This is a genomic window from Pelotomaculum terephthalicicum JT (assembly GCF_022410535.1).
GTDB lineage: Bacteria > Bacillota > Desulfotomaculia > Desulfotomaculales > Pelotomaculaceae > Pelotomaculum_D > Pelotomaculum_D terephthalicicum.
Genome location: NZ_JAKNBL010000011.1, coordinates 65,261 through 86,740, shown reverse-complemented (window position 1 = coordinate 86,740; position 21,480 = coordinate 65,261). Strand labels below are relative to the sequence as shown.

At 47.3% G+C, this 21,480-nt stretch carries 24 protein-coding genes; 21 read left to right on the top strand and 3 right to left on the bottom strand.

The window, feature by feature from the left end:
* From L9W92_RS09055 to ylqF, 14 genes are all read left to right on the top strand, one after another.
* On the top strand, positions 1-382 hold a 382-nt coding region (locus tag L9W92_RS09055; protein WP_446676304.1), incomplete at its 5' end, for an oxidoreductase.
* Positions 383-996: 614 nt separating this feature from the next.
* A complete protein-coding gene (locus L9W92_RS09050; protein ID WP_240083423.1) occupies positions 997-2,055 on the top strand; it encodes a TRAP transporter substrate-binding protein in 1,059 nt (352 codons plus the stop codon).
* Positions 2,056-2,156: 101 nt separating this feature from the next.
* Entirely contained in the window at positions 2,157-2,639 is a 483-nt protein-coding gene (locus L9W92_RS09045) for a TRAP transporter small permease (RefSeq protein ID WP_240083422.1), read from the top strand.
* 8 nt (positions 2,640-2,647) lie between these two features.
* Positions 2,648-3,922 carry a TRAP transporter large permease gene (locus L9W92_RS09040; protein WP_240083421.1) on the top strand — a complete coding sequence of 425 codons (1,275 nt, stop codon included), beginning with the start codon at positions 2,648-2,650 and terminating at the stop codon, positions 3,920-3,922.
* Between the two features lie 364 nt (positions 3,923-4,286).
* Positions 4,287-4,643, top strand: a complete 357-nt coding sequence (ylxM, locus tag L9W92_RS09035; RefSeq protein ID WP_240083435.1) for a YlxM family DNA-binding protein — start codon at positions 4,287-4,289, stop codon at positions 4,641-4,643.
* Positions 4,644-4,689: 46 nt separating this feature from the next.
* A complete protein-coding gene (ffh, locus tag L9W92_RS09030; protein ID WP_240083420.1) occupies positions 4,690-6,042 on the top strand; it encodes a signal recognition particle protein in 1,353 nt (450 codons plus the stop codon).
* Positions 6,043-6,066: 24 nt separating this feature from the next.
* Positions 6,067-6,330 carry a 30S ribosomal protein S16 gene (rpsP, locus tag L9W92_RS09025; RefSeq protein ID WP_240083419.1) on the top strand — a complete coding sequence of 88 codons (264 nt, stop codon included), beginning with the start codon at positions 6,067-6,069 and terminating at the stop codon, positions 6,328-6,330.
* Positions 6,331-6,349: 19 nt separating this feature from the next.
* Positions 6,350-6,577, top strand: a complete 228-nt coding sequence (locus tag L9W92_RS09020; RefSeq protein WP_240083418.1) for a KH domain-containing protein — start codon at positions 6,350-6,352, stop codon at positions 6,575-6,577.
* A gap of 28 nt (positions 6,578-6,605) precedes the next feature.
* Positions 6,606-7,010, top strand: a complete 405-nt coding sequence (locus L9W92_RS09015; protein WP_240083417.1) for a YlqD family protein — start codon at positions 6,606-6,608, stop codon at positions 7,008-7,010.
* 27 nt (positions 7,011-7,037) lie between these two features.
* Positions 7,038-7,550 carry a ribosome maturation factor RimM gene (rimM, locus tag L9W92_RS09010; protein ID WP_240083416.1) on the top strand — a complete coding sequence of 171 codons (513 nt, stop codon included), beginning with the start codon at positions 7,038-7,040 and terminating at the stop codon, positions 7,548-7,550.
* 63 nt (positions 7,551-7,613) lie between these two features.
* A complete protein-coding gene (gene trmD / locus L9W92_RS09005; protein WP_240083415.1) occupies positions 7,614-8,369 on the top strand; it encodes a tRNA (guanosine(37)-N1)-methyltransferase TrmD in 756 nt (251 codons plus the stop codon).
* Between the two features lie 96 nt (positions 8,370-8,465).
* Positions 8,466-8,816 carry a 50S ribosomal protein L19 gene (gene rplS, locus L9W92_RS09000; protein WP_240083414.1) on the top strand — a complete coding sequence of 117 codons (351 nt, stop codon included), beginning with the start codon at positions 8,466-8,468 and terminating at the stop codon, positions 8,814-8,816.
* Between the two features lie 99 nt (positions 8,817-8,915).
* Complete coding sequence (lepB, locus tag L9W92_RS08995; RefSeq protein WP_240083434.1) at positions 8,916-9,470, top strand: signal peptidase I; 555 nt, start codon at positions 8,916-8,918, stop codon at positions 9,468-9,470.
* A 1-nt stretch (position 9,471) separates the two neighbouring features.
* Complete coding sequence (gene ylqF / locus L9W92_RS08990; protein WP_240083433.1) at positions 9,472-10,323, top strand: ribosome biogenesis GTPase YlqF; 852 nt, start codon at positions 9,472-9,474, stop codon at positions 10,321-10,323.
* A gap of 131 nt (positions 10,324-10,454) precedes the next feature.
* Here ylqF and L9W92_RS08985 read toward each other — a convergent pair whose 3' ends face one another.
* Positions 10,455-10,679 carry a hypothetical protein gene (locus L9W92_RS08985; RefSeq protein ID WP_240083413.1) on the bottom strand — a complete coding sequence of 75 codons (225 nt, stop codon included), beginning with the start codon at positions 10,677-10,679 and terminating at the stop codon, positions 10,455-10,457.
* A gap of 92 nt (positions 10,680-10,771) precedes the next feature.
* The gene (locus L9W92_RS08980) at positions 10,772-11,701 is read right to left on the bottom strand and encodes a hypothetical protein (protein ID WP_240083412.1); all 930 of its coding nucleotides are present in this window, start codon (positions 11,699-11,701) and stop codon (positions 10,772-10,774) included.
* Between the two features lie 357 nt (positions 11,702-12,058).
* Between L9W92_RS08980 and rnhB the strand changes: the two genes are divergently transcribed.
* Genes rnhB through L9W92_RS08960 form a run of 4 tightly spaced genes read left to right on the top strand, consistent with a single transcriptional unit; the run spans position 12,059 to position 16,706 of the window.
* A complete protein-coding gene (rnhB, locus tag L9W92_RS08975) occupies positions 12,059-12,868 on the top strand; it encodes a ribonuclease HII (protein ID WP_240083432.1) in 810 nt (269 codons plus the stop codon).
* A gap of 6 nt (positions 12,869-12,874) precedes the next feature.
* Positions 12,875-13,237, top strand: a complete 363-nt coding sequence (locus tag L9W92_RS08970; protein ID WP_240083411.1) for a YraN family protein — start codon at positions 12,875-12,877, stop codon at positions 13,235-13,237.
* A gap of 44 nt (positions 13,238-13,281) precedes the next feature.
* Positions 13,282-14,532, top strand: coding sequence for a MalY/PatB family protein (locus L9W92_RS08965; protein ID WP_240083410.1), 1,251 nt, complete (start codon positions 13,282-13,284; stop codon positions 14,530-14,532).
* A gap of 47 nt (positions 14,533-14,579) precedes the next feature.
* Positions 14,580-16,706 (top strand): DNA topoisomerase III, encoded by a 2,127-nt coding sequence (locus L9W92_RS08960; protein ID WP_240083409.1) that lies wholly within the window; start codon positions 14,580-14,582, stop codon positions 16,704-16,706.
* A gap of 103 nt (positions 16,707-16,809) precedes the next feature.
* Here the strand turns inward: L9W92_RS08960 and L9W92_RS08955 are convergent, their stop codons facing one another.
* The gene (locus L9W92_RS08955; RefSeq protein ID WP_240083408.1) at positions 16,810-18,369 is read right to left on the bottom strand and encodes a YifB family Mg chelatase-like AAA ATPase; all 1,560 of its coding nucleotides are present in this window, start codon (positions 18,367-18,369) and stop codon (positions 16,810-16,812) included.
* 275 nt (positions 18,370-18,644) lie between these two features.
* Between L9W92_RS08955 and L9W92_RS08950 the strand changes: the two genes are divergently transcribed.
* The 3 genes from L9W92_RS08950 to pgsA all read left to right on the top strand — a co-directional run bounded on the left by L9W92_RS08950 (position 18,645) and on the right by pgsA (position 21,389).
* Entirely contained in the window at positions 18,645-19,268 is a 624-nt protein-coding gene (locus tag L9W92_RS08950) for an accessory gene regulator ArgB-like protein (protein WP_240083407.1), read from the top strand.
* Positions 19,269-19,512: 244 nt separating this feature from the next.
* Positions 19,513-20,844 carry a 30S ribosomal protein S12 methylthiotransferase RimO gene (gene rimO / locus L9W92_RS08945; protein WP_240083406.1) on the top strand — a complete coding sequence of 444 codons (1,332 nt, stop codon included), beginning with the start codon at positions 19,513-19,515 and terminating at the stop codon, positions 20,842-20,844.
* Entirely contained in the window at positions 20,844-21,389 is a 546-nt protein-coding gene (gene pgsA, locus L9W92_RS08940) for a CDP-diacylglycerol--glycerol-3-phosphate 3-phosphatidyltransferase (RefSeq protein ID WP_240083405.1), read from the top strand. The genes rimO and pgsA overlap by 1 nt, the downstream gene beginning before the upstream one ends.
* Positions 21,390-21,480 lie beyond the last annotated feature (91 nt).

Sequence of the window (21,480 nt, the reverse complement as noted above, 5' to 3'; positions counted from 1 at the left end):
TGCCGGCGGTAAAACTGAAGATGGATATTGGTACAGGGGATACAGCGGAACGAGAGCCATGCCCACTGCCAATCTGCCATACGGCTGTCATATTTACCTGTCAAAAGGTATTAGAGAAGAACTGGCTGCGCTGGGGGTTCCGGTTATCGCTTCCGGCAAGATCAATTCACTTGAACTAGGCGAACAAATCCTGAATGAAGAAAAAGCAGATCTAATCGGTGTTTCCAGGCCTCTTCTTGCCGACCCTGATTGGATTATTAAACAAGCGGAAAACAGGCAAAAAGAAATCATTCCCTGTGTTTATTGCAATACCTGTCTGGAAAGAGATCAGAAGTTTGAAGCGGTCGAATGTATTGTAGCTGAAAAACGGGCTAAAAAATAAGCTAAATAGAGAAGAGCAATAATAGATGTTCCTGTGTTGCCGATGGGCTGTGGATAGCGCCGTCCTGTGGACACCTTGCCAAGTTGACCACAGGACTTGGATAACGTTCAGCGTTACCCACACTGTCCACAACCCGGCGGTTATATAAATTAAAGCAAGAGAAAAGACTGTATTTATGAAACTATATAAGTGCTATTGTGGTATTAAATTACCATAGCTTGAAAGGAGGGATGCAAAAAATCTATTACTCTACATGATTTTGCAAAGCGTGATTTTTATTCCACCCTGGACTCCTTACCTGACAGCATTGTGGCAATTGATTATAAGAAAAGGTTTTATTTGCCGACAAGGTGGTGGAAAACCATTTAGGTATAAGATTTAGTCATTTGTACTGGGAAATATTACCGCTAAACAATGGAATATGGTTAACTAGTTGCTACCCCAATATTTAAGGATATCCGAGTATCAGGTGCTCTTATTGTATCTATAATGGTTCAAACTGGGTATAGGAGTTGCGAGAGCTAAACTTCCAAGATTTAGCGGTGACTAGTGAGATGTTCTATAACATGCATGACATTGAAAGAAAATTCATAATTGAAAAGGAGTATGCGGAAATGAAAAAGCAATTTCAAGTAAAGTGCATCATAGCCGTAATAATTTCTTTAATCTTGGTTATCGGGCTTGCTGGTTGCGGCGGTACAAATCAAGCCGGCCAAACGAACAATGGCGGTGATTCCCAAAAACAATATGTAATGCGGATTGGTACGGTAACGGTTCAGCCCCAAATGCAAAATGAAACGATGGAACAATTTAAGCAACGTCTGGAAGCAAAATTGGGAGACAAAGTTAAGGTTGAACTGTATCCGGCCAGTCAACTGGGCACGATGCAACAAATGATTCAGGGGCTGCAAAACGGCAGTGTCCAGGGAGTAATTATTCCAAGCGGTTATTATGCGACTGTTGCGCCAGCCATAGGTGTTCTTGACCTGCCGTATTTCTTTGCCAACGGCGCCCAGGCAGCCAGAATTATGAATAGCGGCGGGGATAAAGAACTAGCGGCTTATCTTGCCACAAAGGGCATGGTGCCGCTGGGTTGGGTAGAGTCTTGCGACATAACCATTTTAAGTAAGGATCCGATTACGCGTATGGAAGACATTCAAGGTAAGAAGATTCGTGTTTTCCCCAATGCGATTTCCCAAGAAGTAATTAATTCCTTAGGAGCGTCCGCAACAACTCTCGATACTGCTGAGCTTTCCGCGGCTGTCCAGCAAGGCACCATAGACGGCGTTTATGCTGATCCCTCGCTTTTCTGGGCCATGAAACTTTACCAGTTACACCAGAATCTTCTGTTGGCGCCAAAGGCGGGTGTTCTCAGCACCTTTATGAGCAGCAAAACCTGGTTGGACAGCCTGCCGGCAGATATTAGAGATACAATCTGCGAAACGGCCATGGAAACAATAACAGAGCACATGTACGACTATGTCAAGCAATATTACGAAGATTGGAATAAAGAATTTAGAGCCGCCGGGGTACAAATCGTTGAGCCTTCAGCCGAATTCAATGCCCAGATCAAGCAGGCCACCCAGTCCGCTCACGAGTTATATTTAAGCGGTGGGCCGGAAAACCAAAAGATATATGATGCGCTAAAGGTTGCCATCGATAACTATAAATAGGAAGCAGGGAAAAATAAATCAGTGAAAATCGATCAAGGGGTTTGTGAATACCTATGAGCAGCCCCTTGATTTGATTAATTAACAGTGGGAGGAGGATCTATATGGGCATTTTTAGAATATTGCAGAAAACACCTGGCTTTATCGCCGGCATTTTTTTGGGCGTAAGCACTTTTATAGTCGCCATTAATGCCGTGTTAAGATACGGTTTTTCCCATGCATTACCTTGGATCGATGAACTAAGCATATTATTAATTGTAATGCTTATTTTTATTATTCAGATCCAGCTAGAAGCCAAAAATGATCAACTTTCAATTGATGTAATTGATTCATTTTTAAAAAAACATCCCGTTATCAAAAGAATCTTTGGCGTGATCCGTTGGGCGTTGACTATCACGTTATATTTTATGATCGTGAAAGCGGGTTTGGGCATCATTCAACAAAACTATGAGCTAAAAAGCGCCACACCTATCCTCGAATGGCCCCAGTATTTGCTTTTTGCCATCGTAGCAGCATGCATGACACTTACGATCATAACTTGTATCGTAAATTTAGCCCGGGAATTTAGTCCAGGAAAAAGGAGTTGATTGAATAGATGACTTTTGTCATTTTGCCGCTTGTTCTAATCCTGGCTGTTTTGCTGATCATAAATGTTCCGATCTATCTAGCCATTTTGACAGCAGCCATTTACTTGCAGGTTTTTGTGAACCATGTCGCCCTGTCGGCGGTCTTCGTCGGCCTCTATGAAAGCCTCACGAAGCCAAGTATGCTGGCAATTCCTTTTTTTATTTTAACCGGGGCTCTGATCGAATCAAGTACGATGGGAAAACGGCTGATTGATATTTTTATTTCTCTGCTGAAAAACGTACGGGCGGGATTGCCGATATCTTGCCTGTTGGCCAATGCTGTTTTTGGAGCCATATCCGGTTCGGCCCCGGCGGCGGCGGCCACGTTCGGGAAAGTAATCAACGAACCGCTGGAAAAGGCTCACGGGGAAAAACTTTCCCTGGGACTCATCACTTCGTCGGGGGCACTCAGCACAATTATCCCCCCCAGTATTATTATGATCATTTACGGGGTGGCCACGGATACCAACGTAGCCACGCTTTTTCAGGCAGGTTTTATTCCCGGCCTGGTCATTGTAGCCATTATCAGTGTCTATCTGTTTGTCAGATATAAGAGGAGTAATCTGGCTGGCGGTAAAACTGATTTTGCTGAAGTTGGCCGCTCCTTTATTCGAGGCCTGCCGGTGATTGTACTTCCGGTTTTAATCCTGGGAGGGATTTATGCTGGAGTCTTCACTCCCACGGAAGCCGGAGCGATAGCGGCAGTGTATTCTTTTGTCATAGGGGTTTTTGTTTTAAAAGATATAAAATGGTCCGAAACCATACCTATCTTAATGAACGCGTCCCGTATCACAGGGCAGATTTTTCTCTTGATTTCGGCCAGTATTGTTTTTGCCCAGGCTGCGACGATGGCCCAGATTCCCCAGTTGATTGTCGAAGGCTTCAGCGGTTTGGGGCCTATTATGTTCTTAGTGATTCTTAACGTACTGCTGCTGATTGTGGGTTGCTTTTTCGAACCTGGCGCAGCCATATTAATCCTGGCTCCGCTTTTGTTGCCGACGGCGCGCGTTCTGGGGATTGATACGCTGCACTTAGGGATAGTCTTTGCCGTTAATTTATCAATAGGTATGTTTACCCCGCCGTTCGGGTTAAATATATTTGTAGTTCAGAGTATCTTAAAAAAACCAATGGCCCGAATCTCTTCCTCGGTTATGCCTTATGTAGCTTTGTATGTTATAGGTCTGTTAATTCTCACTTATATTCCAGAACTTAGTTTGTGGCTGCCAAGGCTGCTCGGACAATAATCCGTTTAGCCCTAATCTACTTTAGCAGTTGATTCTTACCCCCACAATAGGCCCAAAATCATGCTCTAAAAAGAGATCCCGTAACACTATGATAGTGAATGGGATCTCTTTTTGGATTATTATGGGATTTGTTGTTTTGCCGTTGACCTTTCGACAGCCCCATCTTATATCACCCGTATCGATAATAAATAGTAAAAAAATACCATCCATTTCGATTATTGGGCGGTTTTGAAAATGTCAAGTCATTTACTTGACACGGCGGCCGACATTGAGTATCATATACCCGTAAAGCGAATTGCCTTGATAGTGTTGTGGCATGGTTATTGAATTTAATTTTTGGGATCAAGCAGGTGACGGACCGGTGTTGGAAAAAGTTGCTTGGATGAATCTGCTTTATGATTTCTACGGACAACTTTTGACTGACCGTCAAAAAAATTTTATTGAGCTCTATTACAGTCAAAACCTGTCTCTTGGGGAGATAGCCGGGGAGTTTGAAGTTACCCGCCAGGCTGTTCACGATACGCTGAAAAGGGCGGGCCAGCTGCTGGAAGAATACGAAGTGAAATTGGGCCTGGTGGAAAAGTTCTTGGCGCAAAGAGAAAAGCTGCTCGAAGCGGGTTCCCTGCTGGACGAATACAAGTCCACAGGGCAAGCCGGCAAGGTATTGCGGGCCAGGGAAATATTAAACGAAGTCTTGGAGTTGACCTTATCCCCAGATTAAAAGCGGGGATTTAACCTTATCCACGGTATTGTTAGGAGGGGTTCCGGTGTTTGCCAGTCTGGCTGAAAGATTGCAGGAAACCTTTAAAAAGTTAAGAGGGAAAGGCCGGCTTACCGAAACAGATGTAAATGAGGCGCTGCGGGAAGTGCGCATCGCGCTGCTTGAGGCTGATGTAAATTTCAAGGTTGTCAGGGATTTTGTGGCCCGTATCAAAGAAGGAGCGGTGGGACAGGAATTACACGCCAGTCTCAACCCGACTCAGCATGTGATTAAGATTGTGCATAATGAACTTACCGCGCTGATGGGCGGCGCGAACAGTAAAATCAAAATCGCGCCGAACCCGCCTACCGTGGTAATGATGGTTGGTTTAAACGGGGCCGGTAAAACCACAACATCCGCCAAGCTGGCCAACCTGCTGCGCAAGCAAGGCAAGCGGCCGCTATTGGTTGCAGCGGATGTTTACCGGCCGGCGGCGATCAAACAACTGCAGGTGCTGGGCAAGCAGATGGACATACCTGTTTTTACCATGGGGGAAAAGCAGGATCCGGCGGCTATCAGCCAGGCTGCTGTAAAAAACGCGGTGGCAAACGGATACGACCTGGTGATCATTGACACGGCCGGCAGGCAGGAAGTAAACAATGAGCTGATGAGTGAACTGGAAAGCATGAACCGGGTTCTCGCACCCGATGAAGTTCTTTTAGTCATCGACGCCATGACCGGTCAAATGGCCGTTAACGTTGCCGAGCAATTTAACAAGCGTCTTAACCTCGATGGAATTGTGCTGACCAAGCTGGACGGGGACTCCAGGGGGGGAGCCGCTCTCTCTGTCCGGGCAGTCACAGGAAAGCCGATTAAGTTTGCCGGTGTCGGTGAAAAGCTGGACGCGCTGGAACCCTTTCATCCGGACCGGATGTCCGAGCGGATCCTGGGCATGGGGGATATGTTAACATTAATTGAGAAGGCCCAGGAAAATTATGACGCCGAGCAAATGGCGAGCATGCAGAAAAAAATCCGGAACATGGAGTTTACGCTGGATGATTTTCTGGAGCAGCTCTCTCAGGTAAAGAAAATGGGTCCCATTGAACAAGTATTAGGCATGATCCCCGGTCTGGGCGGGGCAAAGAAGATAAAAGACTTGCAGGTTGATGAGAAAGAACTGGTATTCATCGAGGCTATAATCCAGTCAATGACGCCCCCCGAGCGGCAGGAGCCGGAAAAGCTGTTAAACGGCAGCAGGAAAAGAAGGATTGCCAAAGGGAGCGGTACTTCAGTTCAGGATGTTAATCGCTTGTTAAAGCAGTTTGAACAAACAAAAAAAATAATGAAGCAGTTTGTCAACATGGAAAAAACTTTGAAGAAAGGCGGTAAAATGCCGAAGATTCCTTTCTTTAACAGCTAAACAGAAAGACAGGAGGTGAACTGTATGGTTAAGATCCGTTTAAAGAGAATGGGGGCAAAGAAAAAACCGTTTTACCGCATTGTGGTCACTGATTCGCGCTCTCCGCGGGACGGCCGGTTCATTGAGGAAATCGGGTTTTACGATCCGTTGAAGGATCCGGCGGTAATCAACATCAATGAGGAAAGGGCGTTGGATTGGCTGAAAAAGGGGGTTCAACTGTCCGAAACAGCAAAGGCTTTGTTTAATAAAGCCGGCGTGTTGAAAAGTGCGCCGGGTGAGGGTCAGTAGATTAGGAGGCTTTACGCTTATGAAAGAACTGGTGGAAATTCTGGCCAAAGCCCTCGTTGACCAGCCTGAAAAAGTTAATGTGCATTTGGTGGAAAAGGAAAAATCCATTTTGATAGAGCTTAAGGTAGCTCCGGAGGATATGGGGAAAGTAATTGGAAAACAAGGTCGCATTGCCAGGGCCATCCGTACTGTAGTCAAAGCCGCGGCAACCAGGCATAAAAAAAGAGTTTTGGTTGAAATTGTATAAGTAGCGGATTTTGCGGGAGGTTTCCGGGATGGAAAGTCTGACTCTGATCAGGCCGGTTCTGGTCAAGGTTAAGGTTACCGATAATTATAAGAAAAATGCGATTACAGAACTTCAGGATGCGATACGCCGGATGGAAGTTGACCTGCAGCGCCTGGATTATCAAGAGAAGCGGCTGACTGTCGATTTGGAAAAGAAAAATCCGCAGGGAGTAGCAGCGGCGAGGCAGCATCTTGGGCAGGAGCGGCAGCGCATGGAGGAAAACCGGCATAAACTGATCGACAGGCTTAAAGAAGTGGGCGAGTTGCCGCTGGGTTCTGAAGTGTTTTACGGGAAAATGGAAAGTCCCGTGGAAATAAAAGTAGGTGACGATTGGCGGCGGGTGCTTGGAGTGGAAATCATATTACAGGATGGAGTCATAACCGACATCAGGTAAAGGATAGTTCCTGTGGAAGGGAAAACAATGGCTGAAGAATATATACGCATAGGTAAAATCCTGAACACCCAAGGCAGCCGCGGCGCCCTCCGGGTACTGCCGCTGACGGACTATCCCGAGCGTTTTCAAAAGATGGCCCGAGTACAGGTTCTGATCAATGATGCATTAAGGGAGCTAAGTATTGAGGACACGCATTTTCATAAGAAGTATATCATTATAAAATTTAAAGATATCCAAGACATGAACGCCGCCGGTGAATTGAAGGGCGGGTTTCTGGTTGTTACCCGCGATGAACTGGTGCCTTTGCCGGAAGGAAGCTTTTATATCTTCGACCTGATTGGTTTAGAGGTTTTTGACTCAGATGGTGAGCGTCTGGGTATAATTGCCGATATAATCCAGACCGGCTCCAATGATGTTTATGTGGTTGAAACTGAGGCAGCCAGGCCATTGCTCGTCCCTGCCTTAAAACAAGTGGTGCAGAAAGTTGATCTTAAGGGGCGGCGTATGGTGGTTCAACTGCCGGAGGGACTGGGAGACTAGAAAATACCTGATTTGATGCACGGCGCCGTTTGGCTGGCGGCAAAATTATAATGGTGGCTTTTTATGATTATTGATATTCTGACTCTTTTCCCGGAAATGTTTGCCGGGCCGTTTAGCTCAAGCATTTTGAAAAGGGCGCAAGAGCGCGGCTTGATTAAAATTAATCTGGTTGACATCAGGGATTATTCCACAAACAAGCACCGTACAGTCGACGATACTCCTTATGGGGGCGGCGCGGGGATGGTTATCTGCCCCGGGCCTGTGTTCGGCGCGGTCGAGCATATAACCGCGCTGCGGGGCTGCAAGCCTCGCCGCGTGGTATTGATGTGCCCGCAGGGCAGGCCTTTGGGCCATGAACTGGCTGCGGAACTTGCCGGAGAGGAGCATCTTGTCTTGATCTGCGGCCATTATGAAGGTGTGGATGAGCGTGTGCGGGAAAGACTGGTAACCGACGAGGTGTCTATTGGAGATTATGTTCTCACCGGCGGCGAGTTGCCGGCAATGGTTGTGGTGGATGTGATCGCCCGCCTGGTTCCCGGCGTATTGGGCGAGGCGGCTTCCGCCGAGGAAGAATCATTTAGTGACGGTTTGTTGGAATATCCTCACTATACCAGGCCGAGGGAATACCGTGGCATGGTTGTGCCCGATGTGCTTTTGAGCGGACATCACGAGAGGATCAGACTTTGGCGCAGACGCCAGTCCCTGCTGCGCACCTTGGCCAGCCGTCCCGAAATGATGGAGCAGGCGGTATTAAACAACGAGGACAAAGAAATAATAAAAAAAGTGATTAAGGATCTGCAAAATCTTGAATTAAGTTAACTATCTGTTTATCGGTAAAATTCTTGCCGTATTCTGAAATATTATGATATAATTGCTTTTGTTGAGCGTAGTATATGGAAGGAGGGAATCTCAGAAATGAATTTAATAAATATGATTGAACAGGAACAAGTGAAGAAGGATATTGTACATTTCAGCCCGGGAGACACTGTCCGGGTGCATGTTAAAGTGGTAGAAGGCGGCCGGGAAAGAGTCCAGGTCTTCGAAGGTGTCGTAATCAGACGCAGGGGCGGCGGACTTAGCGAAACATTTACAGTGAGACGGGTTTCTTACGGGGTGGGAGTGGAAAGAACATTCCCCATGCACACACCAAAAATCGAACGCATTGACGTTGTGAGAAGAGGCCGGGTTCGCCGGGCCAGGCTGTATTACCTGCGCAAGCTGCATGGCAAAGCTGCCCGTATCCAGGATAAGCGTGATAAAAGATGATGAAAAAGGGACTGGGCATAAAAGCAGTCCCTATTTTTTACTTTACGATGATAAAAGATAAGAGTCTTTTCTCTTCCATTCCGAGGGGGCAGTAAAGTGCTGTTTGAAAGTAATAATGAGATATCTTCACCTGAAAAGGGCAACCGGCCGTTTTATAGAGAAATTATAGAATCTGTAGCAATAGCGGTCCTGCTGGCTGTAGTGATCAGGTTGTTTATTCTGGAGCCGTTTTATATTCCTTCCGGCTCCATGGAACCTGCCTTGAAAGAGAACGACCGTATTATAGTAAGTAAATTAAATTACCACTTTCAGGAACCAAAGCGGGGAGACGTGGTAGTATTCAAATATCCGCTTGATCCAAAGAGAAACTTTGTTAAGCGGCTTATCGCGGTGGGCGGGGAAACAGTGGCGGTTAAAAATAGTGTTCTATACATAAACGGTCAGCCTGTACCGGAAGAATATCTGCCTAAGGGATTGCGCATCAATGAGAATTACGGACCGGTAGAAGTGCCTGAAGGCAGTTATTTCATGATGGGTGACAACCGGAACAACAGCGACGACAGCCGCAAGTGGGGATTTCTGCCGGAGGAATTGATTGTGGGTAAAGCGGTGGTTCTTTACTGGCCGCCCGGCCGGGCCGGCGTGGTACGGTAGCATGGATATTCAATGGTACCCCGGTCATATGGCCAAAGCCAAAAGGGAAGTCAAGGAAAACTTAAAGCTGGTCGATGTGGTAATTGAGGTATTGGACGCCAGGATCCCGGCAAGCAGCCGTAATCCTGACATTAACGAAATAACCGGCCGCAAGCCAAAGCTGGTGATATTAAATAAAAGCGATCTGGCTGATCCGGATTTGACCGGGATCTGGCTGAAAAAATTCATCAATTCAGGTATTCCCGCAGCGGCGGTCGACTTGCGCAGCGGCAGGGGAGTGCGGGCTGTGCCGGTTTTGGTCGGTCAGTTGGCCGCGCCCAAGATGGATTCGCTGATATCAGCGGGCCGGCGGCCGAGAGCCGCGCGCTGTATCGTGCTGGGTATCCCAAATGTGGGGAAGTCATTCCTGATCAACAAACTTGCAGACCGGCGGGCCGCCAGGACCGGATACAAGCCGGGCGTCACCAGGGGGCAGCAATGGGTCAGGATGGCCGGCAATCTCGAACTAATGGACACCCCGGGCATTTTATGGCCGAAGTTTGGGGACCCGGAAGCCGCTTTCCGCCTGGCAGTTACCGGCGCTGTCAGGGAAGAGGTTTTTAACATTTATGATGTGGCCGGGCGCTTGGCCAAGTGGCTGGCGAAAAACTGTCCGGAAGCCATCAAGAAGCGTTACAAACTCCAGGACCTACCGGAAGATGCAGGTGAATTGCTCGAATTGATCGGTATGAGCAGGGGATTTATCGGGTCTGGCGGTGTGGTAGATTTGCAAAAATCCGCGCATAATGTTTTGAAAGAATTTCGCGAAGGCAAATTTGGCAGGATAACATTGGATTATCCGGAAAATATATAGCAACTACAGTCCAACTGAACAGCGGTTGGATTTTTTATTTAATCTTGGGGTCTGCTCACGATACGGAAAAATCGCACGCTAACCGGATAATTGTTGTAGTGTTATTATAATTAAGCAATATGCTTATGATTTTAACATGGCAGAAAATCTTCCGGCTCAATAATTAACAATACTCCACTTATTAGCACAACAATGTTCATAAGTAAGCTGTATTTACTACCACTTAGTTTACTTGTTAATTTATATCCCAACCAACTTCCCAATAGCATTGCAGGTGTTAACGATATGCCTGAAATAATCATACTAGAACGTAAAATATGTAGTTTGGTAAATAAAAAAGCTTTTGTTATATCCATATGGGTTGGAGTAAAAATACCGGCTTATCAGCCGGTAGATTACGTTTTAGCATATACTGACGGTACCCCTTTTATAAAAAACATAATTGATGTCAGGTTTCAGTGCTTTTGACATTAATATATTCAGTGGCGCTGACACCTCCGAAGGAAACTGTTATTACGGCGGTCCCTTCTTTTTTAGCGGTGATTATACCTTTTCGCACCGTGGCGATTGAGTTATCCGAAGTTGCCCGGGTAGCAGCGGTGGTAACTTTCTTCACTGCACCGTCGGGGAGGATTAAATTTGCCGTAAGTTGTTTTGTCATATTAATCATTAAGTCAGCAGCAGGTTCCTCAAGTTTTATTTGGTTTTTTGAATCAAAATTATGTGTCATTCTGAACAATTCCCATGTGCTGTTCTCGTATCGGTGCGAATAGACACCATTCAACTGGTTGTCAAATAAATATGGGAAAAAGCAGGCGTCATTATCTACAAGTATCCTGTTATTGTCAACCGGCTCAAATCCCCTGATTGGGTTGTCGGAAAAACTAACTGACGGTACCACTATTCCTTGCTCTTTGAAGTTTTTGCCGTCTTCCGATGTTGAACGGACGATATAGGTATCACCACCATAATTTCTCGTACCAAACATGTTAATGACTCCGTCAACCACGACCACGGCACCCCAACGTAAGTTTTTCACCACGGGGGAGATATCTTCCTTTACCCAGTTAATTAAATCATTACTGTAAGCCAGTCCCATGTCAGTGTTTATTTTGTTACCGCCTCTGCCCGTATAATATCCCCAAAATCTATAGCCGTTTTTATTTAATTCCACTATAGAAAGAGTATGTGTCCTAAGATTGTCGAATGAGCCGATAGGACCATTATTAATAATTACTTGAGGAGAGCTCAAAGAATAATATTTGACATCACCCCTTGTGTACGCAACTCTTACCAGAAATAATCCGGATAACAACGCCATTGCTAAGAGTGCCAAAAAGAATTTCTTCACCTTTGCTATATCATTTCGAAATCTCATGCGGCTATGCAACTCCCTGATTTTAGATTTGACACTGTTGCTGGTCAATTTGTTATAAGCTACTCACTGCGGTAGAGGTAGCTTACAGCATATAAAGGCAATAATTAAATTTAGGTTATTATAGCATTAATAAATTAAGAATTAAAAATAAAATTGTCCCCCTTCAAATCCTACGAGTATAGCGCTCATCAGCAAGGCTATGAATATGCCGCTAATGACAGGCCTAAATTAATTACATGCTATTGTAAATAGTCGTTTAATCATTTGAAGAATATTATTAACAGAGCAGGGATATTAAGGTGAGCTATCGAAATCATTAATATTTATATCACTTTTACAAATATTTTGGGGGTAAACATATTGGAAATATCCAGTTTATCTATCGCCGAGATAAAAGAGCTTGCTAACGGCCCAATGGGAGCAGGCGAAGAGTTTGTTCTCGCGATGGCGAAAGATCAACGAATTGGAGTACGAGAAATTTACCGTAAGTTAAAAAAAGCTGAAAGCGCCGCAATTGCAGAGACGCGACGCCTGGCAAAGCTATTTGTCTATGAGGACGATCTAAGAGCCAACGGTTATCACCCGGTGGCCGGAGTAGACGAGGCGGGCCGCGGCCCGCTGGCCGGTCCTGTGGTGGCCGCTGCGGTGATATTGCCCGAGAAAGTTCACCTGCCTGATTTAAATGACTCAAAAAGACTCACACCGCAGAAAAGGGAACTGCTGGTCGGGCAGATTAAGAAAATAGCTTTGGCTTGGGCTGTCGGGATCTCGACGGTAAAAGAAATATACACCCAAAATATTCACCATGCGGGTCTGACTGCCATGCGCAGGGCTGTTGCGGGGCTCAAGGTGAAGCCTGCTTACGTTCTGGTGGACGGTTTCCGCATTGAGAAGCTGGAGATACCGCAAATGCCGATCGTCGGGGGTGACGGCTTAAGCGCTTCTATCGCTGCCGGCTCAATACTGGCCAAGGTGGAGCGGGACCATATCATGGATTCCTATCATGAATTATATCCCGAATATGGTTTCAACCGGCACAAGGGTTACGCGACGCCGGAGCACCTGAAAGCGCTGGCCCGCTTGGGACCATGTCCGATTCACCGGGCAGGCTTCCGCCCGGTGGTGGATTCAGCATTAATCAATGTTAATCAAATTCGCGCCAGGTGAGGTTGAATGACAATACGGCGAAAATTATTGGGGCGGCAGGGTGAGGAAGCCGCGGCACAATACCTTGAAAAAAACGGCTATAGGATATTATGCAGGAATTACCGCTGCCGGCTGGGTGAACTTGATCTAATAGCCCTGGATGGCGGTGTTCTTGTTTTTGTGGAAGTGCGGACGAGAAGCGGAGACCTGTTCGGCTTGGCGCAAGAAAGTGTTACCGTCCGGAAGCAAAAAAAGCTGCGCCAGTTAGCCTGGTACTACCTGAAAGCGTTTGGAAAAGCCGGTTCCGCATGCCGGTTTGACGTTGTGGCGATTTTATTTGACCGCGAAAGTCAGGTGAAAAAATTAGAACATATTGAAAACGCTTTCTAATAAATGGCAGGCGGACGAACAAGAGACGGAACATCAAGAGCCTGATGATTGAGCCGCATTTTGGCGAAATCGGAATAGCCGAATATATTGCGAACAGGAGAGTTGATGCTAGCATGGATTTTGACGCGCCATATTCCAGAAAAGGTAGTTATTCAATAAAACATGATGGCTTGGAGGAAATATTCGGCTTGACCGGGGAAGATTTGCTGCCTTTATGGGTCGCTGATATGGATTTTCCTTCGCCCCCGGTTGTTCAAGCTGCCATTATCAAGCGTGCTGAACAGGGTGCTTATGGTTATGTGGGAGGCTATCAGCCGCAATATAAGGATATAGTGTCCGCCTGGTTTGCCGGCAGGCAGGATTTACATGTGGATAAAAGGGCTTTCTTAGTGAGTGATACCATTGTCGCCGGCATAAACCGGATGATTAGAACTTTTACTCAAGAGGGCGATAAGGTGATCATTCAAACCCCGGTATATCCACCTTTTCATAGGGCGGTAATCAATAATAACAGAGAGCTGGTTTACAATCCGCTTAAAAAAACAGCTGCCGGCTATGAAATGGATTATGATGATTTAAGCACCAAGATTGATGATAAATGTAAGCTCCTGATTTTTTGCAGCCCGCATAATCCGGTGGGCAGGGTATGGCGCATCGAGGAATTAGAAAGGTTATGGGAAATTTGTTCCAGGCATAATATCTTGATTATATCCGATGAAGCTCATGCTGACATCGTGTACAGCGGGAATAAGCATATTAATTTTTTAAATGTGGCTGCGCAGGCGAAAGAAAGTGTGATCGTTTGCACTTCACCGCATAAAACCTTCAATATGGCCGGTTTGCACATATCCAATTTGATTATTCCCAATGAGTATTTGCGCCATGCCTATGTTCGGATGCTGACCAGGGAAGGCTATGCCAGGCCGAATATATTCGCCCTGGTGGCATGTATGGCGGCATACGGCCAGGCTGCGCCGTGGCTTGATGAACTACTGGTTTATCTGGAGGCAAACCGGGATTTTATTGCTCGGTATCTGGCGCGGGAAATGCCGCAAATAGGCTATTATAAACCGGAAGGCACTTTTTTAGCCTGGCTGGATTTTAGTGCTTTCGGGTTGGCGGGGGATAAACTGCAGGAGTGCATCTTGCGGCAGGCAAAGGTTGTGCTTAATGCCGGCGCAATGTTCGGGGTGGAGGGAAATACCTTTATGCGTCTTAATTTTGCCTGCCCCAGAGCGCAAATTGAAAGAGCGTTGGAGCGGATTAAAAATGCATTGTATTGTAAAGTACAATAGTATTGAGAGTTTGGTCCGGATGAACTCCGAAAAAATATGACCGAGGGGTGCGGGAGATTAAAACCATAATCATCGCCGAAAAGCCGTCTGTGGCCAGGGACCTGGCGGCGGTTATCGGGCAGTTTAACAAAAAGGACGGATACCTGGAGAACAATGAGTATATTGTTACCTGGGCCATAGGACACCTGGTGACCCTGGCTGAACCGGAGGACTATGATTCAAGATTAAAGAAATGGCGGCTGGACGCATTGCCCATCGTACCGGAAAAATTTTTGCTGAAGCCAATACAAAAAACCGTGAAACAACTGAAAATAATCAATAACCTGGTGAAACGGCAAGATGTGGGGCTATTAATCAACGCTTGCGACGCCGGCCGCGAAGGGGAATTGATTTTTCGCTATATATATCATTTCATCAACTGCAAAAAGCCGTTTAAACGGCTCTGGCTCTCGGAAACCACCACGGACGCGGTGAAAAGGGCTTTCGCGCAACTCCGTCCAGGCGCCGAACTGGACCTCCTGGCCCAGTCGGCCCAGGCCCGCAGCCGGGCCGACTGGCTCATCGGGTTAAACGCTACCAGAGCTTTTACCGTAAGACATAACAACTTGCTGTCGGTGGGCAGGGTGCAGACCCCCACTCTTGCCCTGATCGTTAATCGCGAACAAGAAATTTTAAAATTCACGCCGGTTCCTTATTGGGAACTTTATGCAGTGTTCACCAAGGCAGACAGTCAAAGCTATACAGGCAAATGGTTTCAAGGAAAGCGGGACAGGTTTGACAGCCCTGACGCCGCCCGGCAGATTCAAGAGAAGGTTGCCGGCAAACCAGCGTGTGTGGCCAAGGTTGAACAAAAAGAAGCGAGCGAGCCGCCGCCGCTTTTATTTAACCTGAATGACCTGCAGAAAGAAGCCAACAAAAAGTACGGCCTGCCGGCGGCCGGAACCTTGGAAATAGCGCAGGCGCTTTATGAGAAAAGAAAGCTCATTACTTACCCGCGTACGGAAAGCAGGCACATAACAAAGAGTTTGGCCGGTACTTTAGGCAAGCGATTTGCCGCCGTCGCCACCGTGGAAGAATACGCCGCGTTTGCAGAGAAGGCAAGTAAAGCCGGCGCGCCCGGGAAAAGATATGTGGATGACGGGAGAGTAACCGATCATACCGCCCTGCTGCCTACGGAAACAAAGCCCGATATGAGAGCGCTGTCTCCTGACGAGCGCAAAATATATGACCTGGTGGCGCGTAGATTTCTGGCCATTTTTTTCCCGTCGGCCAGGTACAGGCAGACCAGGGTGGTTACTGAAACAGAGGGGGAAAAATTCCTTACCACCGGCAGGGTGGAACTGGAGCCGGGCTGGAAAGCCGTTTATGCTCCCGCTTCCCCGGATCGGTACGGCCAGGGAGAAGAGAAGGAGCATGACGAGAATACGCCCGTGCCTGAACTGACCCGTGGGGAAGCGGTGCTCACCGACGGTGCGCAGATCAGGGAGAAGAAAACAAAACCGCCCAAGAGGTACACCGAGGCCACCCTCTTGTCCACCATGGAGGGCGCCGGCAGGTTGCTGGAGGACAATGAACTGAAAGAAGCCATGAAGGGGCACGGCCTGGGCACCCCGGCCACCCGGGCTGCTATAATTGAACGGCTGATTAACGTAGGCTATATCGCAAGGAAACAGAAAACACTGTACCCTACAGAAAAAGGTACAAGCCTGGTCCGTATAGCGCCGGAAATCATTAAAAGCCCGGAAATGACCGGCCGGTGGGAAAAGGCTCTGGCGGATATTGAGGACGGCAGAGTAGAGCCGGGAGAGTTCATGACCGGTATAATAGACTTCACTAGAAAGGTCGTGGATTTGACCAGGGAGCAAGAACCACTGGTAAACAAGGATAACCGGGGCCGTGAAGCACTGGGCGAATGCCCGCTGTGTTCCAGCGACGTGCTGGAATTCCCCAAAAGCTATTCCTGCAGTGGTTATCAAGCCGGCTGTAAATTTGCCATCTGGAAAGAAATTGCCGGAAAAAAGATCAGCATAACCCAAGCCAGAAAACTGTTGCAAAAAAAGAAAACCGGGGAAATCAAGGGGTTCAAATCGAAAACCGGTAAGGAATTTGCGGCCAGCCTAATATTAGGACGGGACGGAAAAGTGAATTTCGAATTTCAGAATAAAACTAAATAAAAAATAATTGATATCAATAGTATTCCCTTGCTCCGTCGATCTTTTTATACTCCTCCAATAGTTTTTCTTTTTCGTTAATTGCTTTTTGCGAGGGCGACTATCCTTAAATTAAGCGGCGCCTGTCTAGAGAACGGTATTGGATCGCTTCAGCCACGTGGGATTCTTCGATCAGTTCGGAACCTTCCAGATCGGCGGCAGTGCGGGCTACTTTTAAGATCCGGTCATGGCTGCGGGCGCTTAAAGACAATTGCTTAAAGGCTTCTTTTAGCAGGCTGCGCGCGGACTTGGTCATTTTGCAGTAACGGCGCACTTCTCCAGGACCCATCCGGGCATTGTTTGCCGGAAATTTATTTTTGGTATCACCTTCTTGTGCCGCCGCGCCGAACCTCGCCCGCTGTATCGCCCGGGCCGCTTCCACTCTCCTTTTGATAGTTTTGGAACTTTCCGGCTTGTTGCCTGCCGCGATTTCCTCGAAAGAAAGTCTGGGCACCTCAATGTGAATATCCACGCGGTCCAGGAGAGGGCCGGAAAGCCGGGAAATATATCGTTCAACCTGATAAGGGGTGCACTTGCATTCCCGCGCGGCATCGCCGTAGTAGCCACAAGGACAGGGATTGCAGGCGGCGACAAGCATCAAGCCGGCCGGGTAGGTGATGCTGGCGTTTACTCTGGATATTGTCACCACCCCGTCTTCCAAAGGCTGGCGTAGGGCTTCCAGGGCGTCCTTGTGAAACTCCGGCATCTCATCTAAGAAAAGAACTCCATTATGAGCGAGAGAAACCTCCCCGGGCTTAGGAACCCTGCCGCCGCCGATGATGCTGGCTGTGGAAGCGGTGTGGTGGGGAGATCTGAAAGGACGCCTGGTGACCATCGGCCGGCCGGGAGGCAGCAGGCCGGCCAGACTGTGAATTTTTGTCGCTTCAATAGCTTCGGGGAAGGTCAGATCCGGGAGAATCCCTGGCAAGCGCCTCGCCAGCATGGTTTTTCCGGAGCCCGGACTGCCCAGCATGATTATATTATGCCCTCCGGCCGCCGCCACTTCCAGCGCCCGCCGGGCTGCCTGCTGTCCCCTTACGTCCGTGAAATCGAGCTCTTCATCACAAGCTGAGTCCATTAATCTGTCAAGGTCCAGTTTGAAAGGCTTAATATCTTTTTCTCCGCGCAGAAACCCGGCCAGTTCTGCGAGGGAAGAAGCCGGGATAACTTTTATCCCCTCGACCAGCGCTGCTTCTCCCGCGTTTTCCGCAGGAACGATTATTTCACTCAGGCACGCTTCCCTGGCCGCCAAAGTGTTGGGAAGCACACCGGAAACCCCTCTCAAAGAGCCGTTTAACGACAGCTCGCCCAAATATACATAATCGCTGCAGCGTAAAGGCTCAATCTGTCCGGTGGCGGCGAGTATTCCTAGCGCTATGGGCAAATCGTACATTGGCCCTTCTTTTTTGATATCAGCGGGTGCCAGGTTTACTGTTATTCGCCTGACCGGAAATTCAAAGCCGGAATTTTTTATAGCGGAACGGACGCGGTCCTTGGCCTCCCTGACGGAGGTGTCGGGCAGCCCGACCAGGTCAAAACTGGGCAAACCTCTGGAAACATCCACCTCCACCTCAACAATCTGCCCATCAAGGCCATGCAACGCAGTGCTTTTAACAATTGTAATCATTAATAACTCCATAAATATTTATTTATGGTAATTTCCATAAATTATCCCGTTATTCCTGCTTATTCTTAAATTAATTAATCTGGACACGGCTTATGCTTGGTGAAGAAATATAACATTGTTGATATCTGTCGAAGCATGTTGGTATATTGAATAAAATTTATCCGCTATTTGGCAGGAATTTGGGAGTATTTGAGGAAATAAACAGTAATATTAGAAATTGCAAACAAGTCGTTGCATGTAATGAACTTATTGGGGGCTAAAGGAGTGTGGAGGATTTGAGCTACCTTTTTTTCAGCAAGCGCTGGGCTAATTATTTAACGGTAAAAACAGGGCTTTCACATGAGAAGGAACTGGTTCTTACCTATGTGATTGAGGTGTTGACGCTTAATCTGCTTAGTATTGCCGTCGCGTTAATCCTGGGAATGTTGTTGGGCGTATTGCCGGGTACGGCCGCCGGTATCGCCATAGCGTTTTTGTTCAGGCATTCTGCGGGCGGAGCCCACTCCAACTCCCCCTGGCGCTGCGGGATAATTACCGTTACCGTCTATCCGGCGATTGCACTCCTGGCGATGAAACTATCCATGCTGGATAAATCGTATGCCGATGTGCTGACAGCTTTAGCCATCATAGTGGGGTTGTCGGCAATTATCCTCTTGGCGCCTGTGGACTCGCCGGCGGCGCCGATTATTTCGCCCGCGAGGCGAAAGAGGTTAAAAATATCAGCATTGATAATCATGCTGATATTGTCAATGTTGTTGATTGTTCTAAGTCAAAACCAGTGGATTTACGCCAGGCAATTACAGTTGTGCATTGCTGTAAGTGTAATATGGTTAAGTTTCATGCTCACCAGGCAAGGACATAAAATGTTTTCATATGTGGACAATATAAAAATAGGATGAACAATATATCCTGGGTTTTAATATGATCCTGAACATACCCCGTATGGGATAACCTGTACTATTTTCTATAGTACTAATTCCAACGAGGCTGGTCCTTCCAAATATATTATCCCGATATAAATGTCCTTTTATTTGCGCTGGTTGCGAGACACTCTAATTTAATACGACCAGAATATTCCATGTTTTGACAAATAGCCAAACCGAGATTATACTTATACTGTGTTTTTAAAGAGAGGTTTGGTAAATGAGTGTAAAAATTGGTCTGGTTAGTTTGGGTTGCCCTAAGAATCTGGTTGATTCTGAAATCATGCTGGGAATATTAAAAAAAGACGGATTTACCGTAACGAACCGGGAAAAAGAAGCTGACGTGTTGATTATCAATACCTGTTCGTTTATTAATGACGCTAAGGAAGAATCCATCAACACAATTCTGGAACTGGCCCGTTTGAAGGAGGAAGGCTCCTGCAAGGCTATTTTGGTAACGGGGTGTATGGCCCAGCGCTATCCAAAAGAACTAACGGATGAAATGCCTGAAATAGACGGCTTGCTTGGTACAGGCACAATACGGGAAATTGCCGGGGCGGTAAAAGATGTGTTAACCGGGAAAAAAGTATCCCTGGTAAGAGCGCCCGGCTTTCTTTGTGACGCGAATTTGCCGCGCCTGACATCCACACCCCCGCACACCGCGTTTTTGAAAATAGCGGAAGGGTGCGACAATTGCTGTTCATATTGTGTTATCCCGCAGATTAGAGGACCCTTGAGAAGCAGGCCGGTTGACGATATAGCTTGTGAGGCCGCGCACCTTGCCGCCGGTGGTGTCAAGGAATTGGTTCTGGTAGCCCAGGACACGACCCGTTACGGAGTTGACCTGTACGGCAAACCTGCCCTGGTGGATTTGCTGAAACAACTTGCAGCCCTTGACGGGCCGGTCTGGCTGAGGATTCTTTACGCTTACCCGGATCTTCTCACAGACGAACTGATCGAACTAATGATGTCCGAGAAAAAAGTGTGCCGTTATCTTGACCTGCCGCTCCAGCACGCCAGCAATGAAGTATTGAAACGGATGAACAGGCGTGGGAGCCCTGCAGAGATCATCCGGCTGGTGGAAAAGCTGCGTTCGGCTTTACCCGGCATAACTTTGCGCACATCTTTTATTACGGGATTTCCCGGTGAAACAGAAGCTGATTTCCTGGAGTTGCTGGATTTTATGCGGGAAATCAAGTTTGATCGGGTCGGCGTATTCACTTATTCACAGGAAGAGCATACTGCCGCGGCCAAAATGCCGGACCAGATACCTGAAGAAGTAAAATCGGAACGGCGGGACCGTGCCATGGCTGTTCAGCAAAAGATTTCCCTGGAGAGAAACATGAAAAAAATCGGCAGCGTAATTCCTGTCCTGATTGAAGGATTTCATTCAATTGGCGGGTTAAAATATTTCGGCCGCAGTGAAGGTGATGCACCGGACATCGACGGGAAGGTTTACATTATGTCGGAAGTAAAGCTGAACCCGGGTGATATCGTGCAAGTTTCAGTAGTCGATGCGGCGGAGTATGATCTGACTGGAGAATTGGTTTAATGAATTTGCCCAACCGCTTGACCATGGCCCGTATTCTCTTGATCCCGCTTTTTTTACTTATTGCTTCTCTCAAATTCCGTTATGCCGACTACCTGGCTATCTTCGTCTTTGTTCTGGGGGCCGTTACTGATGGTCTCGACGGTTATTTCGCGAGGAGAAACAATCAGGTAACCCTGCTGGGAAAATTCATGGACCCATTGGCTGATAAAATATTGGTTTCAGCCGCGCTGATTATTCTTGTGGAAATGGGCAGGCTGTCCGGCTGGATTGCCGTGGTGATCATCAGCAGGGAATTTGCCGTAACCGGCTTGCGCGCTGTTGCCGCCGCGGAAGGAGATATATTATCCGCCAGCAGCCTCGGCAAGATCAAAACTGTTACGCAGGTAGTGGCTATTGTCGCCATGTTTGTTCAGGAACATTTATACAGCCTGTTTCACTTCCCGGTTGCCGGCCTGGCGATGGCGTTCGCGGTTTTATTCACTGTTTGGTCTGGTTTTGACTACTTTATCAATACGTGGAGGATGTTAAAAAAAGATGGCTACTGATTGATATATATAATCCATCCATTTATTCACTAGGGAAACAAAATAGCCATTTATGCTATAATAATTGGCGGTATAGCATTACCAGTCATTC